Source organism: Streptomyces sp. TRM64462 (assembly GCF_013362995.1).
GTDB lineage: Bacteria > Actinomycetota > Actinomycetes > Streptomycetales > Streptomycetaceae > Streptomyces.
Window position 1 is genome coordinate 1 of record NZ_JABWDV010000084.1, and the last position, 24163, is coordinate 24163.

General features: G+C 72.2%; 20 protein-coding genes. 17 read left to right on the forward strand and 3 right to left on the reverse strand.

All coding sequences use genetic code 11. From position 1 onward, the window contains the following. On the reverse strand, positions 1–1236 hold a 1236-nt coding region (locus HTZ82_RS03940), incomplete at its 3' end, for a SpoIIE family protein phosphatase (protein ID WP_175407851.1). Positions 1237–1413: 177 nt separating this feature from the next. Here HTZ82_RS03940 and aspS point away from each other — a divergent pair. Then, positions 1414–3180 carry an aspartate--tRNA ligase gene (aspS, locus tag HTZ82_RS03945; RefSeq protein ID WP_175407852.1) on the forward strand — a complete coding sequence of 589 codons (1767 nt, stop codon included), beginning with the start codon at positions 1414–1416 and terminating at the stop codon, positions 3178–3180. Between the two features lie 167 nt (positions 3181–3347). Beyond that, positions 3348–4160, forward strand: coding sequence for a hypothetical protein (locus HTZ82_RS03950; protein WP_175407853.1), 813 nt, complete (start codon positions 3348–3350; stop codon positions 4158–4160). Between the two features lie 22 nt (positions 4161–4182). Here the strand turns inward: HTZ82_RS03950 and HTZ82_RS03955 are convergent, their stop codons facing one another. Beyond that, complete coding sequence (locus HTZ82_RS03955) at positions 4183–5043, reverse strand: LuxR C-terminal-related transcriptional regulator (protein ID WP_309235292.1); 861 nt, start codon at positions 5041–5043, stop codon at positions 4183–4185. A gap of 470 nt (positions 5044–5513) precedes the next feature. Here HTZ82_RS03955 and hemA point away from each other — a divergent pair, with 470 nt between their 5' ends. From hemA to HTZ82_RS03995, 8 genes are read left to right on the forward strand one after another with little or no spacing between them, the layout of a single operon-like run. Further along, positions 5514–6728, forward strand: coding sequence for a 5-aminolevulinate synthase (gene hemA / locus HTZ82_RS03960; RefSeq protein ID WP_175407855.1), 1215 nt, complete (start codon positions 5514–5516; stop codon positions 6726–6728). A gap of 37 nt (positions 6729–6765) precedes the next feature. Beyond that, positions 6766–7629, forward strand: a complete 864-nt coding sequence (locus HTZ82_RS03965) for a TauD/TfdA family dioxygenase (RefSeq protein ID WP_175407856.1) — start codon at positions 6766–6768, stop codon at positions 7627–7629. Then, a complete protein-coding gene (locus HTZ82_RS03970) occupies positions 7617–8576 on the forward strand; it encodes a 3-oxoacyl-[acyl-carrier-protein] synthase III C-terminal domain-containing protein (protein WP_175407857.1) in 960 nt (319 codons plus the stop codon). Before HTZ82_RS03965 ends, HTZ82_RS03970 begins: the two co-directional genes overlap by 13 nt. Next, positions 8573–9799: an acetyl-CoA carboxylase biotin carboxylase subunit family protein gene (locus tag HTZ82_RS03975; protein ID WP_175407858.1), complete on the forward strand. Its 1227-nt coding sequence runs from the start codon at positions 8573–8575 to the stop codon at positions 9797–9799. Before HTZ82_RS03970 ends, HTZ82_RS03975 begins: the two co-directional genes overlap by 4 nt. Further along, positions 9796–10812 (forward strand): NADP-dependent oxidoreductase, encoded by a 1017-nt coding sequence (locus HTZ82_RS03980; RefSeq protein WP_375540777.1) that lies wholly within the window; start codon positions 9796–9798, stop codon positions 10810–10812. The genes HTZ82_RS03975 and HTZ82_RS03980 overlap by 4 nt, the downstream gene beginning before the upstream one ends. Before the next feature lie 18 nt (positions 10813–10830). After that, positions 10831–11394 (forward strand): hypothetical protein, encoded by a 564-nt coding sequence (locus tag HTZ82_RS03985; RefSeq protein WP_175407859.1) that lies wholly within the window; start codon positions 10831–10833, stop codon positions 11392–11394. Positions 11395–11409: 15 nt separating this feature from the next. Further along, positions 11410–13263 carry a phenylacetate--CoA ligase family protein gene (locus tag HTZ82_RS03990; protein ID WP_175407860.1) on the forward strand — a complete coding sequence of 618 codons (1854 nt, stop codon included), beginning with the start codon at positions 11410–11412 and terminating at the stop codon, positions 13261–13263. Beyond that, a complete protein-coding gene (locus HTZ82_RS03995; RefSeq protein ID WP_175407861.1) occupies positions 13263–14582 on the forward strand; it encodes an MFS transporter in 1320 nt (439 codons plus the stop codon). Before HTZ82_RS03990 ends, HTZ82_RS03995 begins: the two co-directional genes overlap by 1 nt. On the opposite strand, the gene HTZ82_RS04000 is transcribed toward HTZ82_RS03995, so the two are convergent. Further along, positions 14512–15450: a LuxR C-terminal-related transcriptional regulator gene (locus HTZ82_RS04000; protein WP_175407862.1), complete on the reverse strand. Its 939-nt coding sequence runs from the start codon at positions 15448–15450 to the stop codon at positions 14512–14514. The genes HTZ82_RS03995 and HTZ82_RS04000 overlap by 71 nt on opposite strands. Positions 15451–15750: 300 nt before the next feature. On the opposite strand from HTZ82_RS04000, the gene HTZ82_RS04005 reads away from it, so the two are divergent. Genes HTZ82_RS04005 through HTZ82_RS04030 form a run of 7 tightly spaced genes read left to right on the forward strand, consistent with a single transcriptional unit; the run spans position 15751 to position 24138 of the window. Continuing rightward, positions 15751–18267, forward strand: a complete 2517-nt coding sequence (locus HTZ82_RS04005) for a PEP/pyruvate-binding domain-containing protein (protein WP_175407863.1) — start codon at positions 15751–15753, stop codon at positions 18265–18267. Between the two features lie 2 nt (positions 18268–18269). Then, positions 18270–19508, forward strand: a complete 1239-nt coding sequence (locus HTZ82_RS04010; protein ID WP_309235293.1) for a hypothetical protein — start codon at positions 18270–18272, stop codon at positions 19506–19508. Then, positions 19508–20290 (forward strand): HAD-IA family hydrolase, encoded by a 783-nt coding sequence (locus HTZ82_RS04015; RefSeq protein ID WP_175407865.1) that lies wholly within the window; start codon positions 19508–19510, stop codon positions 20288–20290. The genes HTZ82_RS04010 and HTZ82_RS04015 overlap by 1 nt, the downstream gene beginning before the upstream one ends. Further along, positions 20287–21945, forward strand: a complete 1659-nt coding sequence (locus HTZ82_RS31695; protein ID WP_217623639.1) for an alkaline phosphatase family protein — start codon at positions 20287–20289, stop codon at positions 21943–21945. Before HTZ82_RS04015 ends, HTZ82_RS31695 begins: the two co-directional genes overlap by 4 nt. 27 nt (positions 21946–21972) lie before the next feature. After that, entirely contained in the window at positions 21973–23085 is a 1113-nt protein-coding gene (locus tag HTZ82_RS31700; protein WP_217623640.1) for a DUF6001 family protein, read from the forward strand. Continuing rightward, positions 23082–23681: a DUF6031 family protein gene (locus HTZ82_RS04025; RefSeq protein WP_217623641.1), complete on the forward strand. Its 600-nt coding sequence runs from the start codon at positions 23082–23084 to the stop codon at positions 23679–23681. Before HTZ82_RS31700 ends, HTZ82_RS04025 begins: the two co-directional genes overlap by 4 nt. A gap of 22 nt (positions 23682–23703) precedes the next feature. Beyond that, a complete protein-coding gene (locus HTZ82_RS04030) occupies positions 23704–24138 on the forward strand; it encodes a type II toxin-antitoxin system RatA family toxin (protein WP_175407866.1) in 435 nt (144 codons plus the stop codon). The last annotated feature ends 25 nt before the right edge of the window (positions 24139–24163 follow it).

The window sequence follows — 24163 nt, forward strand, 5'->3', positions numbered from 1 at the left end:
CGCGCCCCGGCCCCCGCCCGTGCCGTCGACGCCCTCCGTGATCCCGTACAGGAACCGCGACGCCCGCGACAGCACCGCGTCCGGCCGGTGCCCCTCCGCCGCGTACGCCCGCAGCGCGATCCGGAGCTGGCCCATCAGCCCGGCCGCCCGCACGTCGTGCCCCTGCACGTCCCCGATGACGAACGCGACCCGGCCGCCCGGGAGCTGGATCATGTCGTACCAGTCGCCGCCCACCTGGAGCCCGCCGCCCGTCGGCACGTACCGCGCGGCCACGTCCATGCCCGGGACCGCCGGCCCCAGCACCGGCATCATCGCCCGTTGGAGGCCCAGCGACAGCTCCCGCTCCGACTCCGCGACGCCCGCCCTGGCCAGCGCCTGCGCCAGCATCCGCGCGACCGTCGTCAGCACCGACCGCTCGTCCGGCGTGAACCCGACCCGGTACTTGAACGCCGCCATCCACGCGCCCATCGTCCGGCCTGCGACGATCAGCGGCAGGAACGCCCACGACTCCCGCTCGAAGCGCTGCGCCAGCGGCCACGTCGCCGGGTAGCGCTCCCGGTAGTCCTCCGGCGTCGGCAGATAGATCGCCCGGCCCGTACGGACCACCTCGGCGGCCGGGTAGTCCGTGTCCAGCGGCATCTCCGTGAAGGGGCCCTCGTCGCCCACGCTGTGCCCGTGGTGCCCGATGATCGTCAGCCGGTCGCCCGACACCCCGAACACCGCGAGCCCGTCCGGCGAGAACCCGGGCATCGACAGCGACGCCGCGACCCGCAGCACCTCGGCCGTCGACCGCGCCTCCGCCAGCGCCCGCCCCGCGTCCAGCAGGAACGCCTCGCGCGACCGCCGCCAGTCGCCCGTCACCGGCGTCCGCGCCGCCGCGGCCGGCTCCTGCTCGGCGACCTCCTGGAGCGTCCCGACCAGCCGGAAGGCGTCACCGTCGACGGTCGGCCTGCAGCGGGTCCGTACGGTTCGCAGCACCCGGCCGCTGTCGTCCATCACCCGCAGCCGGGCCTCGGCCAGGGTGCCCTCGGCGACCGCCAGGTTCACGACCCCGTCGATCTCGTTCCAGTCGACGGGGTGGAAGCGGGAGCGCGCGGCGCGCTCCGTCAGCTCCACGGGCTCGGCGGGCAGGCCCAGCAGCCGGGCCGCCTCGGCGTCCAGCGAGACGATCCCGGTCGCGTTGTCCCAACGCCACAGGCCGGTGAGTATCGCGGCCAGGACGTCCTCGGTGCGCATTGCCCCACTTTAAGAAGATGGACCGATCAGACGCCACTGTGCGGGTGAGGGTGAATGCTGTGACCTGCGGCTCAGTGGGGGCCGCGCGATACCGAAAACCGATCTCCGGCTGCCCGGTACCCTGGGGTTGTTTCACGTGAAACACGCCCCCGATCAGCGAAGGCTGGATGAACGACGATGCATCGGTACAGGTCCCACACCTGCGGCGAGCTCCGCGCTTCTGACGTCGGCACCGACGTCCGGCTGAGCGGCTGGCTGCACAATCGGCGCGACCTGGGCGGCATCCTCTTCATCGATCTGCGCGACCACTACGGCATCACGCAGCTCGTCGCCCGGCCCGGCACCGCCGCGTACGAGGCCCTCGACAAGCAGAACAAGGAATCCGTGGTCCGCGTCGACGGCAAGGTCGTCTCGCGCGGCGCCGAGAACGTCAACGCGGACCTGCCGACCGGCGAGATCGAGGTCGAGGTCTCCGAGGTCGAGGTGCTCGGCGCGGCCGGCCCGCTGCCGTTCACGATCAACACGGACGACGGCGTCAACGAGGAGCGGCGCCTGGAGTACCGCTTCCTCGACCTGCGCCGCGAGCGCATGCACCGCAACATCATGCTGCGCACGGCCGTGATCTCCGCGATCCGGCACAAGATGGTGGCCCTCGGCTTCAACGAGATGGCGACGCCCATCCTCACCGCGACCTCCCCCGAGGGCGCCCGCGACTTCGTCGTGCCGTCCCGCCTCAACCCGGGCAAGTTCTACGCGCTGCCGCAGGCGCCGCAGCAGTTCAAGCAGCTCCTGATGGTCTCCGGCTTCGACCGGTACTTCCAGATCGCGCCCTGCTTCCGCGACGAGGACGCGCGCGCGGACCGCTCGCCGGGCGAGTTCTACCAGCTCGACGTCGAGATGAGCTTCGTCGAGCAGGAGGACATCTTCCAGCCCATCGAGCAGCTCATGACCGAGCTGTTCGAGGAGTTCGGCGGCGGCCGCCACGTCACCTCGCCGTTCCCGCGGATCCCGTTCCGCGAGGCGATGCTGAAGTACGGCTCCGACAAGCCGGACCTGCGGGCCCGGCTGGAGCTCGTCGACATCACGGACGTGTTCGAGGGGTCCGAGTTCAAGGCGTTCGCCGGCAAGCACGTGCGCGCCCTTCCGGTGCCGGACGTCGCCGGTCAGCCCCGTAAGTTCTTCGACTCGATGGGCGACTTCGCGGTCGAGCAGGGCGCGAAGGGCCTGGCCTGGATCCGCGTCGGCGAGGACATGGCCTTCAGCGGCCCGATCGCCAAGTTCCTCACCGAGGAGAACGTCAAGACGCTCGTCGACCGCCTCGGCCTCAAGCCCGGTCACGCGGTGTTCTTCGGCGCCGGCGACTTCGACGAGGTCTCGAAGATCATGAGCGCGGTGCGCGTCGAGGCCGCGCGGCGCGCCGGCCACTTCGAGGAGGACGTGTTCCGCTTCTGCTGGATCGTGGACTTCCCGATGTACGAGAAGGACGAGGACACCGGCAAGATCGACTTCTCCCACAACCCGTTCTCCATGCCGCAGGGCGGCATGAAGGACCTGGAGGAGAAGGACCCGCTCGACATCCTGGCCTGGCAGTACGACATCGTCTGCAACGGCGTCGAGCTGTCCTCCGGCGCCATCCGGAACCACGAGCCCGACATCATGATCAAGGCGTTCGAGATCGCCGGCTACGACCGCGAGACCGTCGAGGCCGAGTTCGCCGGCATGCTGCGCGCGTTCCGCTTCGGCGCCCCGCCGCACGGCGGCATCGCGCCGGGCGTCGACCGCATCGTCATGCTCCTCGCCGACGAGCCGAACATCCGCGAGACCATCGCGTTCCCGCTCAACGGCAACGCGCAGGACCTGATGATGGGCGCCCCGACCGAGCTGGACGAGTCGCGGCTGCGGGAGCTGAACATCGCGCTGCGGAAGCCGGTGGCGGACAAGTAGGCACACGCCGCTGAGGAGTAGGCGCGCTCGCTGAGGGAGAGGCCCCGGGACCGGAGAGGTCCCGGGGCCTCTTTGGCTTGTTCTCTCTGTCCTGTTCTGCGTGGCGACCGGAACCCCGTTCATCGCGTTGACAGGGTGTGAAGCACCGAGACGAAAGGCCCTGACGCATGCCCGTCATCCGACGCCCGCGCCGACTCGTCGCGGCCGCGCTGCCCCTGTCCCTCCTGCCCCTCCTGCTGCTCCCGCTCCTGTCGCTGACCGCGTGCGCCGGCCCCGGAGACGTACGTGCGGACCCGGTGGACAAGGCGGCCGCCCATGCCCGGGACGACCGCGCGGGCAAGGCGCCGAAGCCCGGCCCCCGCGCCTCACCGCCGCTCCCGGTGGCCCCGGCCGAGATCCCCGGGCTCGGCCCCGCGACGCGCGCCGCGATTCCGCAGGAGAGCCGTCAGGCGGTGGTCGTCCGGGGCGAGAACGTCGACGGGAACCTGTCCTGGGCCACCCTGTACGAACGCCACCCCAGGACCGGCTGGAGGCGCGCCTCCGCCGCGTGGCCCTCGCACAACGCGGTGAAAGGCTGGACCCACCACCACGTCCAGAACGACCTGCGCTCCCCCATCGGCGTCTTCGGCCTGACCGACGCGGGCGGCCTCCTCCCGGACCCCGGCACGAGACTCCCGTACGACCAGGGCCCCGCCTTCACCGCACGCGGCACCGGCTCCCTGGGCGAACCGCTGGAGGGCTCCTTCGACTACGTCGTCGCCATCAACTACAACCGCCGCCCCGGCACGACCCCCCTCGACTGGACCCGCCCCCTGGGCGAACACCGGGGCGGCGGCATCTGGATCCACGTCGACCACGACGGCCCCACCCAGGGCTGCGTCTCCCTCCAACGCCCCCACATGCGCGAACTGCTGCTGTGGCTGGACCCGTCCAAGCACCCGGTCGTGGTGATGGGCGACGAGACGAGCCTGGCCCGGTGACCGGACGACGCGGAGGCGCCTGTCACTCGTGAGTGGTCGCCGTGGCCGGCGGGGCGGTCTCGTCGTCGAGGAGGGCCGCTTTGGCGATCAGGTAGGCGAGCTGGGCGCGGCTGCGGCTGCCGAGCATCTCCGAGGCCTTGCGGATGTGCGTGGCGACGGTGCGGGTGCTCATGCCCAGGCGCCCGGCGATCGTCTCGTCGGTGTAGCCGTTGACCATGAGCTGGAGGATCGCCCGGCGGGTCTCGTTGGCGAGCAGGGACGGGCGGTGCGCGCTGGGGGCGTAGTCGACGGGGACGGCGCGCTCCCAGGCGTGGTCGAAGATCCCGATGAGGTAGCGGATGAGCCCGGGGTGCTCGATGGCCAGCGCGCAGTCGCGGCGCTCCTCCGCCGGGTCGGGCACGAAGGCGATCTTCCGGTCGCAGACGATGAGCCGGTCGAACACCTCGTCGAGCGTGCGCACCTCGGCGCCGGCCGCCGACACCCGCTCCATGTAGGCGAGCGTCGGGCCGTGGCTGCGCACGGTGTGCTGGTAGATGGTGCGCTGGCGGATGCCGCCTTCGAGCAGGGACAGTTCGCGAGGGAGGGCGCGGGACAGGATCTCCGGTGACCGGCCGCCGCCCGGCTGGGCCGTCAGCAGTTCCTCCTGGCAGGACCCCACCACGGAGGCGAGCGTGGCGCGGATGAGATCCGTGCCCCGGATGACGCGGACACCGGAGTCGCTGGCGACGGCGCGGTAGACCTCCTCGACCTGGTGGACCGTGGTGCGGGCCGAGACGAGGGCGCGTTGTGTGTGCTCGATGGTCTCTTCCATCGGGGTCAGCAGGGTGTTGGCGACGAGCGCCGGCGGGATCGGCACGATCTGGTCGTCACTCCCTTGGCGCACGAACCCCAGGGAGAGAAGACATTCAGGACATTCCCGGGCCGGAGGGTGTCCCTTCAGGGCTTCCCCGTAGAAGGTCAACGCCTCCTCGCAGAGCTCGGGCAGGGGTGTATCCGCCTCTATGTCCTGGTTAGTGCACATCTATCCAACCTTCTGGTTCTGGCGCTTGCACGATCATGCTGCTTGTTTTCCCTGTTCCAGGCGACCGCGACAGCGCATGATTCTGGTCACGGGCCGAGGGGGATCGGTCCGAAGTGAATAGGGGGAAAGTCATGTTGAGGACTCGGATTCATCGCTCGGTATTCGGCGCGCTCGCCGCAGCCGTCCTGGTGGTCCTCGGAGTCTCGGCGCAGTCGGGTCCCGCACCCCAGACGGAGCGTTTCGCAGCCGCCACCGGGCAGGGCGACTCCGAGTGGGACTGATCCCGCCGACGCCCGGTTGCCGCACACAAAGTTCCCAGTGACAGGAGACCCATGTCCGCCCAATCGATTTCCGTAGGACCACCCACCGTCTTCGACGGACTCCAGGGCAAACTCGACGACCTGAAGTCCTCAGGTCTGTACCGGGAGTTCACCCCGTGCTCGTATCTGGCGGCGGAGCCGGGATACGCCATGCACCAGGGGCGGCGCATTCAGGTGTGGTGTACCAACGACTACCTGGGGATGAGTCAGAACCCGCAGGTCATGGAGGCGCAGATAGCCTCGACCCGGCGGCATGGCACGGGGAACGGTGGCTCCCGCAACATCGCGGGGACCAGTGAAGCCCATGTCGAGCTGGAGGCCCGGCTCGCCACCTGGCACCGCCGCCCGCGCGCCCTGGTCTTCACGAGCGGATACGTCGCGAACTTCGAGACGCTCACCACCCTTCTCGCGGCCGTGCCCGACATGGTGGTGTTCTCCGATTCGTTGAACCACCGTTCCCTGATCGAAGGGATCCGGTCCTCCAAGAATCGCCGCCATGTCTTCCCGCACAGTGACGTGGACGCGCTGGAGGAACTGCTTTCCCAGTACGACCGGGATCAGCCCAAGCTGATTGTCTTCGAATCCGTCTACTCCATGGACGGAGACATCGCCCCGATCAGCCGGATCTGCGATCTGGCCGAACGCCACAACGCGATGACCTACTTGGACGAAACGCATGCCATTGGCGTGAACGGCCCCACCGGTGCCGGGGTGTGCGAGGAAATCGGCGAATACCGGCCCACGTTTGTTCAGGGTGTCTTCGGCAAGGCGGTCGGCACGACCGGCGGCTACGTGGCCGGCCCCGACGCCGCGCTCGACTACGTGCGGTCGCACGCGCCCGGTTTCATCTTCACCACCACCATCCCGCGCTCCAGCCTCGACGCCACCCGCGCCAGCCTCGACGTCCTCCAGGGCGGGCAGGGCGCCGCACTGCGCGGCGCGCTGAAGGAGAACGCCGTCCGCATGCGGACCGCGCTGCACCGCGCCGGGATCGACTTCATCGACGCCGAGAGTCACCTCGTGCCCGTGCTCGTGCCGGGCGGCGAGCGGGTGAAGGCCGTCTCGCGCCGGCTGCTGAACGATTTCGACATCTACGTCCAGCCCATCAACTACCCGTCCGTCGCCAAGGGCGGCGAGCGGTTCCGGGTGACGGTCGCACCCTTCCGTACCCAGGAGCAGATCGACGGCTTCGTCCGCGCCCTGCGGATCTGCCTCGACGACGCCTGACGACCGCCCCTATCCACCCGTGCCAAGGATGAACTCCATGCAGATCAAGGACATCACCCCCTTCATCGGCTCCGAGATGACCGGAGTGACCTACGAGGACCTGTGCCGTCCCGAGGTGTTCGACCAGCTTCTGGACATGGTCCGGAGCCGTGAGCTGGCCGTCGTCCGCGGGCTCGGCCTCACCCCGGAGCAGCAGATCGAGCTCGCGTCCCGGGTCGGGCGCCCCGTGCCGTTCCTCATGGCCAAATACCGGCACCCCGACCACCCGGAGATCATGATCTCCTCGAACGCGATGCGCGCCAACCGCCCCGTCGGCGTCGCCCGCGTCGGCAACTTCTGGCACCAGGACTCCTCCTACATGAAGGACCCGGCGCCGTACACGATGCTCCACGGCGTCGACGTACCGAGCACCAGTGGCCACACCCTCTACGCCAGCGCCGTCGACGTCTACGAGCGGCTGCCCCAGGAGTGGAAGGACAAGATCGCCGGCCGTACCGCCCTGCACACCGTCGGCAAGCGCCAGCGCATCTCCCAGGACCATGTCGGTCTTTCCATCGCCGAGTTCCGGGCGCTGGTCGAGCAGGAGTACCCGCCGACCGAGCACCCGCTGGTCCGGCACGACCCGCACACCGGCCGCCCCTACCTGTACGGCGCGCCCGAGTACATGCAGTGCGTGCTCGGCTTCGACGCCAACGAGAACGAGGAGTTCTTCGCGGTCATCGACCGGCTCATCCAGGACCCCGAGCACGTCTACACCCACCGGTGGACCAAGAACGACCTGCTCATCTGGAAGACCGCGACGACCTACCACGCCGCCACCGCGATCGAGCCCGGCGTGGAGCGCACCGTGCACCGCGTGAGCATCGAGGAAGCCGGGCAGGACGGGCAGTGGGCGGCATAGTCGACTACGACGTGTGCTTCCCGTCCGCGAGGGCCGACATCCGGGCCATGCACGCCGCCTCGGGTGTGGCCCTCGCGGACATCGCCCGGATCACCCACTGCGAGAGCTTCCCCGTACTCGCCGACGACGAGCCGGCGTGGGAGCTGGCACGGGACGCCGCACGGGCGGTCCTCACCCGGACCGGCGTGGCGGCCGCCGACCTCCGGCAGGTCGTCTACGCCGGGTCCGGCGAGTGGGACCGGCCCTTCTGGTCGCCCGCCGCGAAGATCGCCCACGAGCTGGGCGCCGCCCGCGCCCACTGCTTCGAGGTCACGAACTTCTGCAACGCCGGAATGACGGCGCTGCGCCTGCTGTCCCCGCCGGGCGCGCTCGGCGAGGGCGAGTACGCGCTGGTCCTGATCGGGGACCGGCTCAGCCGGATGGTCGACTACGGAGACCCGGATGCCAAAGCGCTGTTCAACTTCGGTGATGCGGCTGCGGCGGTACTGCTGGAGGGCGGTGCGGGCCGTTTCCGCCTCCTCCACTCCGCCATGCGCACCGACGGCAGCTGGGCCGACTACTACGCCGGCGAGCTGACCGGAGGACGCGTCGTCATCCGGCGCGCCGCCCACCGCAGCGGCCTCGCCGACGCGTACGTACGGCACTTCACCGCCCTGGTGGACGAGACGCTCACCGCGCTGGGGAGGAAGCGGGCGGACATCGCGCACTTCCTGATCAACCACGGCGACCGGGACATGCACACCCGGCTGCTGGACACCCTGGAAATCCCGGCCGAGCGCAGCGTGTTCAACTACGACCGCCTCGCCCACATGGGCGGCGCCGACACGCTCATCGCGCTCGGCGACCTCGAACGCGCCGGCCGGCTGCGCCCCGGCGACCTCATCATGCTCGCCACCAGCGCCATGGGCTTCAGCTGGGGCATCACCACCTTGGAGTATCAGGGATGAAGATCCTCGTCATTCACCAGGTGCCGTACCGGAAGATCGACTACCACCGTGCGATCGACCACGAGCGGCACGAGGTGACCTACATCGGGCACCCCCACCGGATGGCCGACCTGCCCGAGGGCCTGCGCTGCGAGCGCCTCACCCTGGCCGCCGACGAGGACCTGGTCGCCGGGGTCTGCGCCCGCACCTCGCCCGCCGACGGGTACGAGAAGGTGCTCGCCCTCTCCGAGTTCGGGATCGCCGAGGCCTGCGCCGTACGCCGCCACCTCGGCGTGGACGGACCCTCACCCGAACAGGTCGAACTGGTCCGGGACAAGGTACGGATGAAGGAGGCCCTGGCGGGCTCCGGGCTGCGCCATCCGCGGTTCGTCCGCGAGCCGTCCCGCTGCCGGCCGCTGCCGTGGACCGGCCGTACCGTCCTGAAGCCGCGGCAGGGCGCCTCCAGCGAGGACGTCACGGTCCACGAGACCGCCCGGGACGCGCTGAGCGCGTACTGGAGGCTGTCCGACCCGGGGACGTTCCAGCTGGAGGAGCACATCGACGGCGACATCCTGCACGCCGACGGGCTCGTGCAGGGCGGGGCCCTGGTGGACCTGGCGGTCAGCCGGTACGTCAACAAGCCCGTCGAGTACGCCGATGGCAAGCCGCTCGGCTCCCACCAGGAGCCGCACACCCCCGAACAGAGGGCGTTCGCCGAGCGGGTCGTCACGGTGCTCGGCATCGAAGAGGGCTCGCTGCACCTGGAGTTCTTCGAGACGCCCGACGGCGAGCTGGTCTTCCTGGAGGTGGCCAACCGTGTCGGAGGCGCCGCCGTCGTGCCGCTGCACGAGCTCCACACCGGCGTGCACCTGCCCAGCCACGAGATCGCCGTCCGGCTCGGACTCGACCGGCCCGCACCGCAGCCGCCCAGCGGCCGTCACCACGGCTGGCTGGCCTTCCCCGGCCACCACCTTCCCGAGGGCCCCGTCGGCGCCGTCGCCGTCCCGGACGCGCTGCGCGACCACCCCTGTGTCGACCGGATCCACGTCCTGGCCCCCGGCCAGGCGGCTCCGCGGCACATCACCTACCAGGAGTGGGAGGTGCCGGTGTTCGTCGAGGCGTCCCACCCCGACGCGTCGGAACTCCGGCGGTTCCTGAAAGAGTGCGCCGACGCCGTCGTGATCGGCGCCGGCGAGGACACGGCCGCCGACGGCCGGACGACCAGGGAGGCGAAGGCCGCGTGAGCGCCCGCACCGTACACACCACTCGGGCCGTGCAGCAGGTCCGGCGTCCCCAGGGCATGCCCGTGCCGGACGACTTCGCCGAGGTGGAGCTGGCCCTGCCGCCGCTCGGACCCGGCAGCGCCCTGGTGGAGAACCTGTGGCTGTCCGTCGACCCGTACATGCGGGAGTGCATGGACGGCGACTGGGACCTCAACGCCCCGCTGGAGGGCCGCTCCATCGGGCGGGTCGTCCAGTCCCGCAGCGACGAACTCCCCGTCGGCTCCCTGGTGTTCCACCGGGACGGCTGGCGCACCCACACCGTGCTGACCGCCGCCGAGGCGCGCAGGCTCCCGGCGTACGAGGGCATCGCGCCCGAGTCGTTCCTCGGCCTGCTCGGCGGCACCGGACTGACCGCGTACGTGGCCCTCACCCGCATCGCCGGACTGCGCGCGGGCGAGACGGTGTTCGTGTCGGCCGCGGCGGGCGGCGTGGGCACGGCGGTGGGGCAGCTCGCCCCTCTCCTGGGCGCCGGGCGGGTCATCGGCAGCGCCGGGTCCCCGGCCAAGGCCCGCCGGCTCACCGAGGAGCTCGGCTTCGACGCCGCACTCGACCGCAGCGCCCCGGTGCCCCTCGCCGAGCAGCTCCGGCAGGCCGCGCCCGAGGGTGTCGACGTGTACGTCGACAACGTCGGCGGGGACCACCTGGAGGCGGCGATCGGCTCGATGCGGGAGTTCGGCCGTATCGCCTGGTGCGGGGCCATCGCCCAGTACAACTCGCCCACCCCGCCCGCCGCGCCCCGGAACCTGTTCGACCTGGTGGAGAAGAGCATCCGCCTGGAGGGCTTCCTCGTCGCCAACCACCGGGGCGCCCAGCAGGAGCTGGAGGACTTCCTGGTGCCGCACCTGCGGGCGGGCCGGGCGGTGGACCGGCTCAGCGTGACGGACGGCTTCGACCGGGCGGTCGACGCGTTTCTCGGCATGCTGCGCGGCGAGAACACCGGAAAGGCCGTCGTGCGTCTGGAAACGCGCGGCTAGCGCCCCGAGGCGACGAGCATGGCTGCCATCCGCACGGGCCTGCACATCAGCACCGTGACTCTCGGGACCTCCCACCGGGTCTGCGCCATCTGGCGGGTCCGCGACCACACGGACGCCCCGCCGACGTCGTCGACGGACACCGTCTCGCCCTGCGCCCTGCCGACCGCGCTGCTGCTGCCCCGCCGGGGCGCCGAGCAGGACTGGGCCGTGGAGACCGTGCTGGCCGCCCTGCGCGAGCGAGGCGGCGGCGACGGGCCCTCCTGCGCGACGCTCTCGACCAGTGCCGACGGCATCAGGCTCACGTCGCTGCGGCGCGGCCTGTGCGACGCCGACCTGCTGGAGCTGGCGCGCACGGGCCTGGGCGAGGGGCAGCGCGAGTGGGCCGCCCTGGCCGCCCGGGACCCCGCCGCCTTCCACGCGGCCGCGCCCGCCCCGTACGTGCTCCGGCGGCACGCCGCCGCCTTCCACGTGCGGCGGCCGGACGGCGGCGGCCACGCCCGGCTGGTGCACCGCCGCTCGGAGGAGGTCCTGCGCGCCTTCACCGCCGGTCCGCCCGGCCAGTACACCGACCACGAGGATTGACGAGGACACACGCCCATGAGGCATTACCCGACCGATCTGCTGCTCGCCGTCGAACACGTCGAGCGGTCCCTCACCCGGGGCGCGCTCCCGGAGCTGGCCGCCGCGCTGCGCGAGGCGGGCGTCACGGAGCCGCTGCGCCGCTTCGACGGGGAGCAGCTCTGGCTGGGCCTGGACCGGCTCCTCGACGGAGTCGCCCAGTACCCCTGGCAGCCACTGACCGACAGCAACGACGTGCTGGAAACCCTGCCCGTGGGCACCGTCGTCCTGGACGACGGCACCGACGACGACACGGAGGGCATGGACGGCCGTGCCGAGGCCGCGCTGCGGGGGCTGCTGCTCGCCTGGGCGCTCGGCGACGACGTCGTCATCCGCTCGCCGCGCCCCCGGCTGTGGGCCCTCGTCATGGACGCCCTGCGCGGCGCCGGAGTCCCGCTGCCCGGGGGGCGGGTGGTGGCGCCGGGGACGGCGGTGCCCGGTGTCGAGGCGGACGTCCCCGCCCTGCCCCTGGACGCCGCTCTCGCCCTCGACTGCCAGGCACCCTGGGTGCACCGGCTGCTGCGCCGCCGCCATCTGCCCGGCACCTCGCTGGCCGTGGCACGCAGCGCCGACGTCGCCGAGCGCGACGGCCGGATGGCGGCCCGGCTGCGGTTCCTCGTCGCCCGCGCCCGGCGCGCCCCGTACTACGCGGACCTCCCGGACGTCGCCGGCGTGTCCGGGCTCGCCGGCCTGCCCGTCCTGGAGAAGGCCGCCCTGGAGGCCCACTCGCTGCCCGCCGGACGGGGACTGAGCAGCGGCGGCCCGGCCACGGGGGAGGTGCTGCGCTCGGGGGCGACCAGCGGTGACCCGCGGTTCATCGTGTACGCGCGCGGCGACTGGGACAACATGGTCCGCGAGGCCGTCCCCGTGCTGTACGAACTGGGTCTGGAGCCGGGCGACCGGCTGATCAACACCCTGTTCGGCGGCGGTATGTACGGGGGTCTCACGACGACGTTCAGCGAGTTGTCGCGGATGCCGGTGGAGGCGTACTCGACCGGCCAGTTCGCGACCGTGGACGACCTGCTGATGCTCACCGGCCGCTTCGGCGCCAACGCGATCCTCGGCATGCCGGCCCTGATCCTGCCGCTGCTGCGCGACGCGAAGGAGCGCTGCCCGGAGCTGAGGATCGAGAAGGTGATCTACGGCGGCACCCCCATGACGGAGGGCGACCGGACGTGGCTGCGCCAGGAGCTGGGCGCCCGGGTGGTGTCGAGCATCCTCGCCGCGAACGACGGCGCCCAGATCGGCTACCAGTGCGGCGCGCTCGGCGGGACCCTGCACCACGTCAACGACGACTACAACCTCCTGGAGGTGGTCGACGAGGACGGCACCCCCCTGCCGGACGGCACCGTCGGCGAGGTCCTGGTCACGACGCTGCAGAAGTTCGAGGCGCCGCTGGTGCGCTACCGGATCGGCGACATGGGGCGGCTCTTCGACCATGCGTGCGTGTGCGGTGTGTCCGGGCGGGTCCTGGAGTATCTGGGCCGCTCCGACGGGCTGATCCGCTTCAAGGGGGAGACGGTGCTGTACGGCGACGTGCTCGCCGTGCTGGAGGGCGTGGACGTGTCGCGGCTCCAGATCGAGGTGTTCAGCGAGGGCAGCAAGGAGGTCCTGGTCGTGCGCACCGAGTCGCCGCGCCCGCTGGACCCCGCCGACGTGCGGGAGCTGCTCGTGAAGGAGTTCCCCGTCCTGGGCGACCTCCAGGACTTCGACTCCTCGCTGGACGTGTACGAGCTGCGTGTGGAGTGCCACGCGGAGGGCGGCCTGCCGCGCAACGAGGTCAGCGGCAAGGTGAAGACGGTCGTCGACCGCAGGCTGGAGGTGTCCCGCTGATGCTGCGGCGCGATCCCGTGGCCCGGACGATGCTGGGGGCCATCTCCGTCTCCAGCGTCGGTGTCGGCATCCACACCCTGGCGATGGGCCAGCTCCTCTACGACCGGACGGGCAGCCCGGGCGCCTTCGCCCTGGTCCTCACCCTGCAGGGACTCGCCGCGTTCTGCGTGCTGCCGCTGTGCGGGCCGCTGGTGGACGCGGTCGACTCCCAGCGCGTGTACGTCGCGTGCGGACTGGGCCGCGCGGTCACCGTCCTGCTCGTCGTGGCGCTCGCGGCGGTGCCGGGCGGGGGCGCCGTCCCGTACATGGTGGGCGTGGCCGTGCTCCTCGCGGTGTTCGACAACGTGGAGCGGTCGGCGCTGTTCAAACTCACGGCCCACCACGTGGACCAGACGCACATCGCCCGCTTCAACAGCATGATCGGCGTGGCGTTCCAGGCCGGGGCGCTCACCGGGATGGCGCTGCTGGGGCTGATCCTGACGTGGGGCGACGCCGAACACGCGCTGCTCGTGGACGTCGCGATGTCGCTCGCCTGCGCCCTGGTCGTCTCCCGGGTCAGGCTCACCGCGAACGAGCACAATCCGCCGCTGTCGGCCCGCATGCTCGGTACGGCCGTGGTGGGCACGGTCGGCGAGTGGCGGCGCATGCTGGGCCGCTACGGGACGGACCGGGTCGTCTTCCTGATGATCCTGCTGTGCGCCGCGGACTTCGTCTTCGCGCATGCCCTCAGCACCCTGGTCGTGCCGCTGGTCGACAGCCGGTACGACAGGCAGGGCTGGTACATCGCCGCGCTGGAGGCCACCTTCGCCGTCGGCATGATCAGCGCCTCCTTCTTCACCAGCCGGCTCGTGACCCAGCGGCTGCTGCCGCTGTGGCTGCTGTGCCAGGCGGGGGCCGCCACGCTGCTGGCGGCGTCCGACGCGACCGCCGTGCACTTCCTGGCCTTCTTCCTGGCGGGGTTCGCCAACCTCAACAGCCTGACATGGCTGCTGACGTCCCTTCAGCAACGCGCCGGCGAGGGCGACAAGGCGAAGATGGCCTCGCTCCGGCTCCTCGCCATCGGGCTGGGCACGGCCGTGCTGATGCCGGTGATCGGGCGGTTCGCGACGGTCTCGCTGGGTGCGGGCTTCTGGAGCCTCACCGGCACCATGGTGCTGTTCGCCCTGGGCGGTGCGTGGGTGGCCCGGGCGTACCGCGCGAACCCCGAGGCGGCGCCCGACGCGGCGCGCGAGGAGACCGCGCCGGCGCTCAGCCCTGCCGGGCCCGCGCCAGCAGATACCCCGCTTGAAAGCGGCTCTGCGCGTCGAGTCCGGCCATGATGTCGGCGATGTGGCGGCGACAGGTCCGTACGGACATGCCGAGGCGCATGGCGATGGAGGCGTCCGTCAGGCCTTCGGTGAGGAGCCGCGTGATGGCCTGGCGTATGTCGCTGACGACCTCCTCGCGGTGGTCCCCGCGGGCGGAGAGCGGCTCCGCCGAGAGCCACAGCCGTTCGTACGTCTCCCTGATGAAGGAGACGACGTTGGCCTCGCGCACGACCGCCGCGGCGCGCGGGTCTCCCGGGACGGCGAGTACCGCCGTCTCGCGGTCGAAGACGAGGACACGGGTGAAGTGGTCGTCGATGGTGCGCACCCGCGCGCCCAGTGCGGTGACCCGGTCGATGTAGGCGCTGGCGCCGAGGCTGGACCGGGCCGTGTGCTGGCAGAGGATCCGCATCCGCACGCCGCGCCGGAGCGCGTCCGGATCGCGGGACATCGCCTCTTCGAGAGCGGCGCCGTCGCGCGGCCCCCCGGGCTGGGCGGTGAGGATCTCCTCCCGGGCCCGCGCGGTGAGGCCGGCGATGACCGCCCGTGCCTCGGAGAGCCCCCGGACGACTGTGAACCGGGGCTGTGACGCCTCGGGCCCATGGATCCGCTCATAGGCGGGGAGGAAGGACAGGATGAACTCCCTGGTCTCCGCCATGAGGGCTCTGCGCTCGCTGATCTCCCGCTCCAGCGGGCCCAGTGCGCCCGGCAGCGTCTCGTCCGGGGCCGCCGTGACGAGTCCGCCGTTCGGGAGCCGGCGTATCAGGCCCACGTCGAGCAGCCGGTCGACCGCGGCGTCGATCTCGGCAGGGGGCAGGTCGGTCCCCCGGCTGATCACGGTGGTCGTCAGGGTGCGGTCCGGCTGCTCCGCCTCGTGCACCATCGCGTATTCATACACCCGTTGAGCGGTTGCCCTGTCCCAGTCAGGCATACCGTTCCCCCTATAAATTCAGATTTGCCCCGCTTTGCAGGGTCGGCAGCATGCTGCCACGGCAGCTTCATGATCCATGGTGGGCGAGCGTTTTCTATACGACAACCGGCATGCTGATGCAGCAGGACCGCTTCGATGCAAGGGCGCTTCCGTGGCGGCTGGGTGAACATCCATCAGCGAAACGCAGGGCAGAGCGCATGCGGCGTCCCACCCCGGGCCGCACCCGCGCGGGGACGAGCGAAGAGGCACACCATGATTCTCACCGGGTCCGAGATCGCGCGGGAACGCGCGAACGGCCGTATCACCATCGAGCCCTTCACACCGGAACAGGTCAACCCCAACAGCTACAACTTCCGTCTCGGCCGAACGCTGCGCGTCTACAAGAGCATGCCGCTCGACGCCCGGCGCACCAACGAGTTCGAGGAAGTCGAGATCCCGGAAGACGGGTATGTGCTGGAGCCCGGGCGCCTGTACCTCGCCCACACCATCGAGGTGCTGGGCAGCGAGCACTACGCGCCCACGTTCGCCGCCCGCTCGTCCGTCGCCCGCCTCGGCCTCTTCATCAACCTCTCGGCCAGCCTGGGCGACATCGGCTACACCGGCCAGTGGACGCTTCAGCTGTACTCGATGAACCGGGTACGCGTGTACCCGGGCATCAACATCGGCCAGATGATGTGGTGGCGCCCCCAGGGCGACATCATGCTGTACGACGGCAAGTACCAGGGCTCCGTGGGGCCCCGTTCCAGCGACATCCACGTCGACTTCGACAAGCAGTTCGCGCGCCAGCGCTTCCCCGGGCTCGGCGCCTCCATCGAGCCGAACGAAGTCGGCCCCAAGTTCGCCCATCTGTCGGCGGCCTCGCACGACTTCGCGGTGCCGAAGGCGTTCTGCGTGCCCGCGGGGGAGTTCACCGACGCGCTCACGGACGAGCAACGCGCCACGCTCACGGACGCCTTCGCCGACCTCAAGGCCACCGTCGGCGCGTTCTTCACCGACTCCGTCGGCCGGATCGAGAAGACCGGCGCCGCGATCCGGCTCCCGGACGAGGCGCGGGGGCTCCTCCGGGCACGGCTGCACGAGGTGTTCGGCGACGACGTGGAGCTGGCCGTACGGTCCTCCGGCATCGACGAGGACACCGAGTCCTCCAGCATGGCGGGTATCCACGAGTCCGTCCTCGGCGTGCGCGGGGCCGACGCCGTGATCGACGCGGTCGAGCGGTGCTGGCGTTCCTACTACGCGGCCCCCGCCGTGGCCGCCCGTGTCCGGGCCGGCAACTACGCGCCCGAGCCGCGCCTCGCGGTGATCGTGCAGCGCCTCGTACGGCCCACGCTCGCGGGCGTCGCCTTCACGGGCCTCGACGGCGCCGACGACGACCGGGTGACGATCGAGTACGTCGAGGGCCTCGCCGACGAACTGGTCGCCGGGGCGGCCGTACCGCGCCGCGCCGACTCCGCCGCGCTGGAGGCCGGGGCGGACACCGGTCCGCTCGCCGGGGCAGGTGCCGCGGCGGAGCGCGCGGTGCTGAACGCCGTGGTCGGGCTCGTCCGGCGGCTGCGCGCCGACCGGGGGCACGACGTCGACGTCGAGTGGGCCGCCGACGCCCAGGGCGTGCACCTCGTCCAGGTCCGCCCCCTCACCGCCGCACGGCGCACCGCGACCGCCCCGGCCGGACCGCTGGCCGAGGCGTACCGGCTGTACTTCGACGACCTGCCCGCCGACGTCGAACTGGGCGCGGTCGCCGCCGTGTACGGCGGCTACACCGCCAAGCGCGGCCCCGCCCACCGCCTGGCGCACGCGTGCGGGGTGTCCGTCGGCGCCGGCTGGGTCGTCCGCTTCAACGGGCTCGGTCTGCACGACGACGCGGCCGCCACGGCGCTGCGGGAGGCGCTGGCCGGCGGGTCCGACGAGTGCGTCCTCGACTTCGGGGACACCCTCCGGCAGATCGTCGTGCCCAAGGAGGAGGTGCTGGGCCGCCTCGCCCTCACCACCGGCGTACGGAAGGACGACACCGCGCCCACGTGTGTCGTCGTCCGCGACTTCATCCGCGGCGACCTCGGCGTCATCTCCCGCAGGGCCGGCGACACGGGGCTCGTCGTGGAGTACACCGACGAGGGCCTGATGGCCCTGAACCGGGGCACGGCGGGCGCCGAGACGATCGTCGTACGGGACGTGGCCGCCGACCACGACGACACCGGCAACGTGACCGTCCCGCCCTCCGGCGGCCCGCTGCGCCCGCACCTCGCCGAGATCGCCCGGTTCACGGCGGCCATGCACGACCGGTACGGCCCGGTGACCCTGGAGTGGGTCTTCGACCGGGGCGCCCTCCACTTCGTCGACTTCTCCGTGCTCGGCGGCGACGACGCCGTGACGGTCGCCCGAGGCGAGGTCTGCATCTCGCCCGGCACCGCGCGCGGCCCGCTGCTGAGGCTGGACGACGACGCCCTGCTGCGGCGGCTGTCCATCGGCCCCGCCGTCAGCATCGACAAGTCGCAGGACGTCAGTGAGCACGAGGGGCTGGCGCGGATCCTCGCGCAGGTCAGGGCCTGCCCCGAGAAGCCGGTGATCAGCGTGTCGCGGCCGTACGCCGTGCTGTCGGTCCTCATCGACGACGTGGCCGGCTTCGTCTTCGACCAGGGGTCGGTGCTGGGCCACCTGGCGATCCTCCTGCGCGAGGCGGGGGTCCCCGCGGTCGCCGCCGAGGGCGTCACCGGCACGGAGGCAGTGATCAGCGACGGCACGGTGGCCACGACCGGCCACAAGGGAGAGTGAACGTGAGCACCACCCGCAAGAGGCGTGCCTGGCTGGTCCTGGGCGGCCTGCACCTGCTCAACGGGACGGCGCCCCTGGCCGGATCCGACCCGGTGGTCCTCGTGGAGCTGAACGCTCCCGTGGAGAGCCCCTTCCCCAGCAACACGGTCGTGCTGCGCTGGGACGACCTCGGCTCCGTGGCGCTGACCCCGCTCACCGCCGACGGCACGCGCCACGGCACCGCGCTCACGGCACGGGGCGGCGACCTGTTCCCCGGCATGCTCCCCGGCGAGGCGGTGCTCCGCGCGGTCCACGCGGCCCGCGGGGCCACCGACGGCGCCCGGCCGGGCCCGCTCGTCCCGCTCTTCTACGTGACCGCCGACGGGGACAGGGCACACGCCCACAGCCAGATCCGGTTCCTCGCGGAGGACGCCTGCTTCATCCGGATCACGCCCGACGCGTTCGACACGGCCGCTGTGGAGCGGCTCGACTGGCTGCCCGACGCGGTCCGCCGCCACGCCGAGCAGCAGCTCTTCCTCAACAACCACCAGCGCTACTACCGCAAGTGCTTCGCGGGCAAGGAGCTGGAGTACAAGTACACGCTGACCCCGCCGGTCGACTCCTGGACGCTCACCGTGGAGCTCCACCACAGCGTGCTCGCCGGTGAACTGCCCGGCTACGTCATGGAGTACCGCGACGAGTACCAGGCGTGGGACTACCTCAACCACCTCTTCGAGGTGACCGGCCCCACCGACGCCGAGCGCGGCTACGCCTCCTTCATCCCCACGACCGACGGCAAGTACCTGCTGAAGCGGAAGTGGTACCTGGAGGACGGCTTCGACCGGCGCGAGTCCCACACGTACGGGCTCGAACTCGCCGACGACGGCAGCCTGGAGCGGTACGTCCGCGACGAGCTGCGCGTCGAGGCCGTCCGCATGCCGTCCTTCCGGCGCGTGCGCTACGACATCAACTTCGAGTCCGTGCGCACCGGCCACGTGTACGGCGTCTTCTTCGACCACTGCAGCCTCACGGAGGCGCGCGACGTGACCCTCAACCAGTGCGAGCTGGAGTATCTGCGCAGCAGGGTCGCCGTCGAGCCGGACGAGTCCGATGTGCTGGCCGAGATGGAGGAGATCGCCGACTGGCTGGAGGCGTTCCTGCGTGGGCACGGGCTGAACGACGAGCGCGGCTACTACTCCAAGCGGACCTTCCTGAAGGACGCCGTGGCCGCCCGCCCCGAGCTGCTGGGCGAGGTCCGCTGATGGCCGGCGACGAGACCCGCGCGGTCCTCCTCGACCTCGAAGGCACCCTGTACGCCAAGGAGACCGTGCTCGACGGCGCCGTGGAGGCGGTCGCCGCGCTGCGCGCCATGGGCCTGGGCCTGCGGTTCCTCACCAACACGGACTCCAAGACCCCCGACCGCGTCCGCGCCGACCTGGCGGGCTACGGTCTCGATGTCGCCCCGGAGGAGCTGTTCACGCCGGTCGTTGCGGCGGCGCAGCTGCTGACCGCGTGCGGGGCGCGTACCCGGGCCCTGGTCTCCCGCGAGCTGCGCGCGGCCCTGCCGACCCTGGCCGAGGAACCCCCGTACACGCACGTCCTGATCGGCGACTGCCGGGACACGCTGGACTACGCCGCCCTCGACGGCGCCTTCCGCGCCGTACGCGACGGGGCCGAGCTGCTGGCCCTCCAGGCCGGCCGCTACTTCAAGCGTGCGGACGGGGACCACCTGGACACCGGGGCGGTGGTGGCGGCGGTCGAGTACGCGTCGGGCGCCACCGCGCGTGTCCTCGGCAAGCCGTCCCCCGACTACTTCGCGCTCGCCGCCCGCTCCCTCGGGGTGCCCGCCGGCGCGTGCGTGGTGGTCGGCGACGACGCCACGACGGACGTGGCCGGCGGCCGCGCGGCGGGGATGCGGACCGTGCAGGTGCGCACCGGCAAGTACCGGGACCAGCGGGCCGAGGGGCTGACCGGCGGGGCGTCGGCCGAGATCGGCTCCGTGGCCGGGCTGCCGGGCCTGCTGGAGAAGTGGATACGCGGATGACGGTGTACTGGGTGGTGTGGGACGCCGGCGCCCACTGGGTCGTCGACCGCCTGGAGCGGGAGGGCGCGCTGCCCGCCGTGACCCGGATGCGCACGTCCGGCACCCTGGCGGCGGCCCGCCCGCCGCGCCCCAACTGCCAGACACCGCCGTCCCTGGCGACGCTGTTCACCGGCGCCCCGCCCGCGCGCCACGGCGTCACCGGGTTCACCGTGCCGTACGGCGGGCCCGGCAGCGCCGACCACGTCAGCGGCTTCGACGCCCGGTTCCCGGCCGTGCCCACCGTGTGGGAGAGGCTGGGCGAACGCGGTCTGCGCGGCGCCTTCGTCCATGTGCCGTGGGTGTTCGGCGCCGACGACCTGCCGGGCGGGTACGCCGATGCCGCAGTGGAGGCGTACAGCCGGCGGATCGTCCGCCACGCCGTCTACGAGGTGCCCGCCGGGCCCGGGACACGGGTCTGGGACATCGGCGGGTACGCCGTCGAGGTCACACGGCAGGAGCCGGACGCGGTACGGCTGGACAGCGGCCGCGCCCGCGTACGGCAGTCGGCGGGCGAGGAGTGGCGGCCCCTCGACCTGGGCGGCGGCCACGGCACCTGGGTCGGCTGCGTCCGCGTGGACGGCCGGCTCCTGCTGGTGCACACCGGCGTGTGGCGCACCCGGATCGGCGGATCGGACCCGGCGACGGTGGAGCGGCTCACGCGGTGCCCGCCCTTCGCGGGCGAGGGAGTCGGTCCCCTGTACCGGCAGGGCGTCTTCGGGCCGCGGCTCGCCGACGGCGGCGACGGCACGGCCGAGGAGGTCTTCCTCACCTCGGTGGAGTGCGTGGCCCGCGGCTTCACGGCCGCCGCCGACGCCGTCCTGGACACCCACGACGCGGATCTGGTGATCGTGTACCTGCCGATGACGGACGATGTCGGGCACGAGCTGCTCGGCTGGTGCGACCCCCGCAGCGGGGCCCACCGCCCCGACGTCGAGCAGGCGGTCTGGGCGCACGTACGCCGCTGCTACCAGTGGTCCGACACCGTACTCGGGCGCGTCCTTGACCGGGCAGGACCCGAGGACACCGTCGTACTCGGCGCGGACCACGGCATGGTCGGCAGCACCCACCTGGTCCACCTCAACGACGCCCTCGTGCGGTGCGGCCTGGCCCGGCGCACCGCCGACGGGGCGCTCGACCCCGAGCGCTCGCAGGTCTTCTACCACCCGGCGAACAACGGCGCCCTCTGGCCGGGCGGCGCCCACGCCGGCGACCCGCCGCGGGCGCGCCGCGCCATGGAGCGGGCCGTGGCCGCCCTGCGCGGCCTCACCGACGACGCCACCGGCCTCCCCGTGGTCGCCGCCTTCCTCGAACCGGACGGCCCCGTACCGGACATGGACACCGCCACCGCGCCGGTCCACGTCGCCCTCGTCGACGACTACCAGCCCACGGCGGCCCTGGCGGGCGACGGCGGCCCGGTGGTGCGGCCCACGCCGAAGACCGGCGCCCACGTCGTGAACACCGGCGACAGCCGCCTCCACGCCGTCCACGCCGCCGTCGGGCCCGGCATCGCGCCCGGCGTGCGGGGCGGCGTCGTCGACAACACCGAACCGGCCGCGCTCGTCCTGCGCCACCTGGGCCTGGACCACTCGCCCACGACCCCGCTCCACACCCCCTGACCGCACCGAACGACGAAAGAGGATGGCATGCCGTCCGGCTTTCCCCACGCCCTGTCCCCCGAAGAGCTGGCCGCCCGGCGCCACGCCCACGTCACCGCCTTCCTCGCCGCCCGCGGCCTGTCCCCCGAGTGGCTCACCCGCGTCATGCGGGAGCGGACCGGCGACGGCCGGCTGCTGCTGACGAGCTCGCCCGTGCACGGACTGGCCAACCACACCAGCGACTTCGACTTCATCCGCATCCAGGAGGAGGAACTCGAAGGCCCCCGCATCTCCATCAAGATCTTCGAGGAGGGCCACCACCTGGAGGTGGTCTCCTTCAGCCGGGCCGAACTGGCCGCCAATCTGGAGGAGCTGGAGCGGCTGGCGGCCGCGCCCCCCGAGGAGACCGTCGCCGGGTTCCGGGCCTGGGACAAGGTCCGCGAGCCCCGCCGCAAGCAGACGGAACGCATCGTCAACGGCATGGCGCTCGACGGGACCGCCCCCTACCTGGAGGCGCTCCCCGCGCTCAGCACGGTGTGGAGCCGCGCCTCGCTGCAGACCGCCGTCGAGCAGGTCGTCCACACCGCGCTGGCCGAGGCCGCCGGGGAGACGCGCGGCCGCGTCGGCTACGCGCTCAACGCGCTGCTGCACGTGATGGACGCCCTGCTCTCGTACCACGGGGACGTGTACACGACCCGCAAGTGGTATCTGCTGCGCTGGGCCCGGCAGGTCGCCGACGGCGGCTGGCGCACCGAACGGCTCCAGGCGCTCGCCGCCGACGTGGAGCGGCTCCGCAAGGGCGTCCACCAGGCCCTGCGGCCCGAAGCCGCCGCGGAGCCCCTGGCCGCGTCGTACGCCGACCTCGTACGGGCCGCGGTGCGGGCCACCGGTGTCGGCGACGACCTCTCCGTCCGGGTCGAGGTCACGGGGGACGTCCACCCGTACCTGCCCGGCGCCGGGCTGCTGCTGAGCCGTGGCGGGAGTGGTGTCGTCCTCCCGGGCGCCGGCGCCGGCACGGACCTCCCGTTCACCACCGAGGCCACCGGCCTGGAGGGGCTGCTCTCCCTGGACGCCGCGGCGGCGGGCTCCCTGCTGCGCGCCCTGCGCGCGGACGCCGCCCGGCTCCGGATCGGCTACACCCGCCAGGAGGCGGGCCGTTGACCACGTACAGCGACCGCGACAAGGAGCGGACCATGACGACCGAAGGGCCGGGGCTGCCCCTGGCCGAGACGCTGGTGCCCTTTCCCTCGGTGCGGGCCGGGCACGCCATGGCGGGCCCCCGGGCCGTGGAGGCCTGGGTGCAGGCCGCGTGGCTGATGCTCGCCGAGGGCCGCGCCTACGCCGAGGACCTCGAAGGCGGCGCGGAGCAGCCGCAGATGCAGCAGGCCGCCAAGCTGCGTTTCCTGGAGCAGCTTCTCGACATCGACCAGCGGCTGGCCGGGCGTGCCCCCGTGGACGACGCGCACTGTCTGGCGGTGGCCCTGGAGTACGGGACGCGGGAGGTCGTCGACGCCACGGGCGCCCAGCTCGCCGAGGTGTTCGGGCTGCACGAGGAGTTCGGCGGCGCGGAGTGCGGGGTCGACGACGTGCTGGCGCTGTGGGAGCGGCTGCTGGAGGCGTTCCCCGGAGAGCTGCCGGACCGACTCGTCGCCGAGGGGCAGCGGGACATGCTGCGGACGCTGCGGACCTGGGCCGGACTCGCCCGCGCGGCGGGCCTGGACATCGGGTTCCTGGCTCCCTTCATGAAGGCCGCGTGAGGCGGCGGAGAGGTGCAGTGACATGCCTGTGATCCACGCGGACACGCTCATCGAGGGCCGGCCGGCCGACGAGGCGTGGGAGGTCGTGAAGAACGCCGAGGCCCTGGCCGCGCGCGCCCGCCATGTGGTGGCCGTACGGCCCGGTCCCGCGCGGGACAAGGCCTTCCGGGTCAACGAGTGGACGGTGCTGCTCAACGGCAGCGAGGTCTCCTGGGTGCAGCGGGAGGCCGCCGGTCCCGGATACCGGCTGCGGTTCGAGCAGCTGTCCGGCGAGCTGGAGCACCTGTCGGGTGAGTGGTCGGTGGCGCCGGAGCCCGGCGGGGCGAGGGTGACGCTCACCCTCACCTTCGACCTGGGCGTCGACGGGCTCGCGCCCCTGCTGGACCCCATCTGGTCCCAGTCCTTCCAGGCCCACGCGGAGGAACTCCTGCGGGTCGTCGCCGAGTCGGCGGCATGACAGACAGCGGCATGACAGAGCGCGG